The organism is Tropicimonas sp. IMCC6043, assembly GCF_004146235.1.
Taxonomy (GTDB): Bacteria; Pseudomonadota; Alphaproteobacteria; order Rhodobacterales; family Rhodobacteraceae; genus Tropicimonas.
Genome location: NZ_SELO01000099.1, coordinates 1 through 3,659, shown reverse-complemented (window position 1 = coordinate 3,659; position 3,659 = coordinate 1). Strand labels below are relative to the sequence as shown.

The 3,659-nt window shown below is 56.8% G+C and carries 3 protein-coding genes; 2 read left to right on the top strand and 1 reads right to left on the bottom strand.

Annotated elements, in window-relative coordinates; all coding sequences use genetic code 11:
- Positions 1 to 295: 295 nt before the first annotated feature.
- Positions 296 to 1,093, bottom strand: a complete 798-nt coding sequence (locus tag EU800_RS25775) for a cyclase family protein (protein WP_129636315.1) — start codon at positions 1,091 to 1,093, stop codon at positions 296 to 298.
- Positions 1,094 to 1,198: 105 nt separating this feature from the next.
- Between EU800_RS25775 and EU800_RS25770 the strand changes: the two genes are divergently transcribed.
- Entirely contained in the window at positions 1,199 to 2,188 is a 990-nt protein-coding gene (locus EU800_RS25770; RefSeq protein WP_129636314.1) for a methyltransferase, read from the top strand.
- A gap of 505 nt (positions 2,189 to 2,693) precedes the next feature.
- Positions 2,694 to 3,401 carry an isoprenylcysteine carboxylmethyltransferase family protein gene (locus tag EU800_RS25765; RefSeq protein WP_207210020.1) on the top strand — a complete coding sequence of 236 codons (708 nt, stop codon included), beginning with the start codon at positions 2,694 to 2,696 and terminating at the stop codon, positions 3,399 to 3,401.
- The last annotated feature ends 258 nt before the right edge of the window (positions 3,402 to 3,659 follow it).

Here is a 3,659-nt window from a genome sequence, read left to right as displayed (position 1 = left end):
AACGAAGCCCACGATTTCATGGAAACCAACGCCCGACTGGACAGCCTGCGCAGGGGAGGAGAACCAGTCTAGCGCCGGAGGCGGGCACATGCGGCTCCGGAAATGCTGGCCAAGACCTAAACCTAGTGTTCTGCACCTGACACATAGTTCCCGATAGAAGCAGGGTATCTAGAACAGGCAAAGCGTCCCCGACTGAAACTGTCAGATGACTGCGTCGAGCCCTGAACAGACACCACAAGCAATACATTTCCCGCGAGGTCTTTCCTTTGGGCTAATGCGCCCTACACCGACAACTTCAGACGAGCGCCATAATCCGGCTTACACCGCCGGTTGCACCGACGACCGTTGGGCCGCCGACGACGATAGTCGCCCCACTCTGAGGCAGCTTCGACAGGTTCGCCAGACCTTCAACAATCCAGCCGCCGGCAGGCAGCCAGATGCGATGGGCCATGTGTTCGGTTGAACAACCATGGTCGAGCGATGTGGTGTCGACACCCAGACCAAGCACCTGGCGATCATCGACCAGCATCTCGGCAGTCTCGGGATGAAAACCCGGAAAATGCATGACGCCATCTTCGTCCCGATCACAGTATTTCGGTCCCGGAGCATGCCGATCCCACCCGCTGTCCATTGCTACACAGCAACCTCTAGGAAGCGGACCGTGCAGCGCCTCCCAGTTTTTGATGTCATCCGGTGTCAGTTCGGTGTCCGCGTCCTCGTCAGCTCTTGATTTTATGTCGATGATAGCAAGCGGAATTACCAGATCCTTGACAGGTATTTGCTCCACCGCGATCCCATCGCTGTCGATATGGATCGGCGCATCAATGTGCGTTCCCATATGTTCGTTAATGCGCCACCGGTTCAGGTTCCAGCGATCCTTGGCGAACTTCAGAACCGGCTCGATTTCCAGTTCTGATCTGCCGAACGGCGTTGGAAAATCGGGCACCAGCGGATGGGTCAGATCGACAACCCTGGAAAAACTGACGATCTGATCCGGAACTTCGGATTCACTACGACGAGCAGCGGCACCGGTGGGTCGGTCGGCGGGGGCCATGTGGGCTGCGACCTTTGCAATGACTTCTGGTGAACACATATCGATCTCCCTTCGTCACGTGGCAAGATTTCGGACTGTCGTTTGAGGAAGTGTATACTGCGGTGGCGCTTTCTCCGAGTCGCCAGTCCACGAGGGAACTCGACTATGCTGCCTCCATCCCCGATCATTGACCGATGCAAGACAGATGTTCTTTCCCCTTTTGCCTTCCTCGCCGGGACCAAGCTGGATTTATTCACGGAACTCGCAGACGACCCCAAGTCGGCCAAAGAGTTGGCAGCGGCCATTTCAGTCGATCCGAATTGGCTGCAACCGCTGCTGTTTGCATTGGTGGCCTCCGGGCTTTTGATCGAGTACGAGGGGATATTTCGTAACTCCGACGAGGCCGATCACTACCTGGTGCGAGGCCGCCCCCATTTTATCGGCGACGTGGGCAAATTGTTCGAGGATTTGTGGCGCGGCGCTTTTCTGGCAGCGGAGTCGGTAAAGGCCGGCAAACCGCTGGCGGCGCATAATTACGCTGACATGTCCGACGAGGCCGTAAGCAGGTTTTTCCTTGGTCAGCATCCCGACGCGCTTCTGGCAGGTTGGAAACTCGCAGACGCCGTAGATTTCACGGGATTGCGCAATCTCGTCGATGTCGGCGGCGGCAGCGGCGGTCTGGCGCTGGCGCTTTGCGAGCGATATCCAAAACTTCGAGCGAAGATCATGGAACTGCCCGCGGTGACGCGCGTTGCGAACCGGTTCATCGCGGAAAGTCCGGTCAACGAGCGAGTGGTGGCCGTCGCCGCCGACCTCCTGGAGAAACCTCTGACGGGAAACTTTGACGTCGCGGTCATCCGGTCACTGCTTCAGGTGCTCGGTCCTTCCGAATGTCAACAATTGCTGATCAACGTACGACCGGCCCTTTCTCCGGGCGCGACTCTGTACATCATTGGCCAAATCTTAGACGATGATCGGAAACATCCTGAGAACGTCGCTTTGTTCAATTTGATATTCCTAAGCTTTTACGAAAATGGCCGGGCGCATACCGAGACCCAGCAACGAAATTGGCTTCAAGCCGATGGTTTCATCGACATCAGGCGCGAGGTCACCTCCAATGGTCTCAACATGATGACCGCGCGGGTGCCAACCTGAAGCAGCTAGCGGAGTCTCAGGATTCGAAAATGCTGAAACGACACCCGAATTGGTTAGCAGCAACGGCGGCTTCGTCCGCAGAGCCGCCCTCCGACCTGCCTCGGTGTGAGGCAAAGCGCACGGTGCGTCGGCTGGGTATCAAATGTCAGGTGCCGAACACTAGTAAGAGTGAATTCGTGCTTTTTTCCGCACCACCGGACCGTTGCCCGAAACCGACCAACAGCTGCAAAGCGCAGTGAGCGACCGCGCTGGCGTGTCCGGTCCAAGAGCCAACGCTTCGTGCCACCGAACGGGGAGTTTGCCGACCTTGCCGCCATTAGCTGCAGTGCGACAAAACATGACGCGCTCACTCAACATTTCTTCCCAAAGTGAAGAAGCAGACTTCCGCGGCCGAACGTGTGAGCGACCGAGTCGCGGACCAAGCAGCCGCTCTCTTGTTCGGCTGTCCGATTGATGCCTAAGCCACCCACGGATACACTCGCGTTGTAGTACTTGGGATAGTCACGTGGCCCAAAAGAGCCCTGCCAGAAAAGCAGCCGCAAGCCAGTGGATCAGATTGGTTCTGGTGTACCTTCTGATCCCTTTCCTTCTGTTGGTGTGTGGCGGCGACCCGAGCTGGTCGCAAGCTTGGCTCTACGCCGGTTTGATCCTCGGCTTTGGACTTGGCGGTCGCATTTTGGCAGAGGTACGACATCCCGGACTGACTGCTAATCGACAGAGCCACGAAAATCTCAAGGATGCCAAAGCGTGGGACAAGATCCTCGCTCCGCTCATGGCGGTTAGTATCAGCTATCCGTTGGTCATTGTCGCCGGGTTGGACCATCGCTATGGATGGTCTCCAGACTTTCCGCCTTGGCTGAGTGTCATTGGCTTAATCCTAATCGCGCTTGGATACGCTTTCGCTTCCTGGGCGGTGGCAGAGAACCGCTTTTTCTACAGCGTGGTTGTTGTTCGGTCGGATCGAGGACATGTGGTGTGTGACAGTGGTCCGTACCAGTTTGTCCGACATCCGGGCTATTCCGGAAATATGATTGCGCCGTTCGGCCTTGTGCTTGGCCTGGGTTCGCTATGGACATTGCTGCCAGTGGCGGCTGCCTTTGGAATCACAGTCTTGAGAACGGCGCTGGAAGACCAAACTTTGCAGGACGAGTTACCGGGCTATCGAGACTATGCCCGTCGCGTCCGCTATCGCCTCATTCCGGGTGTTTATTGAATGTGACGTTAGACGCAATTTGATTTTGGCGGCCGTTCGCCGTGGCGCCACTGAGCGACCGCTCCGCGGACAAACCTGACTTTCGAAGAGATGATTGATAAAAATTACTGAGCCTTCAACGTAGGGGAGGGGAGCTATGGCCGATTTTGGGTGACGCGACTTGATCAGGCGGCGCGGTCCTGGTTGGCATTGGTTTGGGCGATGCCGTCGGTGAATTTGACGCCTTCGATGAGGCGGGGCAACTGGTTTGTGCCGTTG

What these genes read in the sequence shown, in the direction of transcription:
- EU800_RS25775 (WP_129636315.1), bottom strand. Translation starts at nt 1,093, where the DNA reads ATGTGTTCACCAGAAGTCATTGCAAAGGTCGCAGCCCACATGGCCCCC.
- EU800_RS25770 (WP_129636314.1), top strand. Translation starts at nt 1,199, where the DNA reads ATGCTGCCTCCATCCCCGATCATTGACCGATGCAAGACAGATGTTCTT.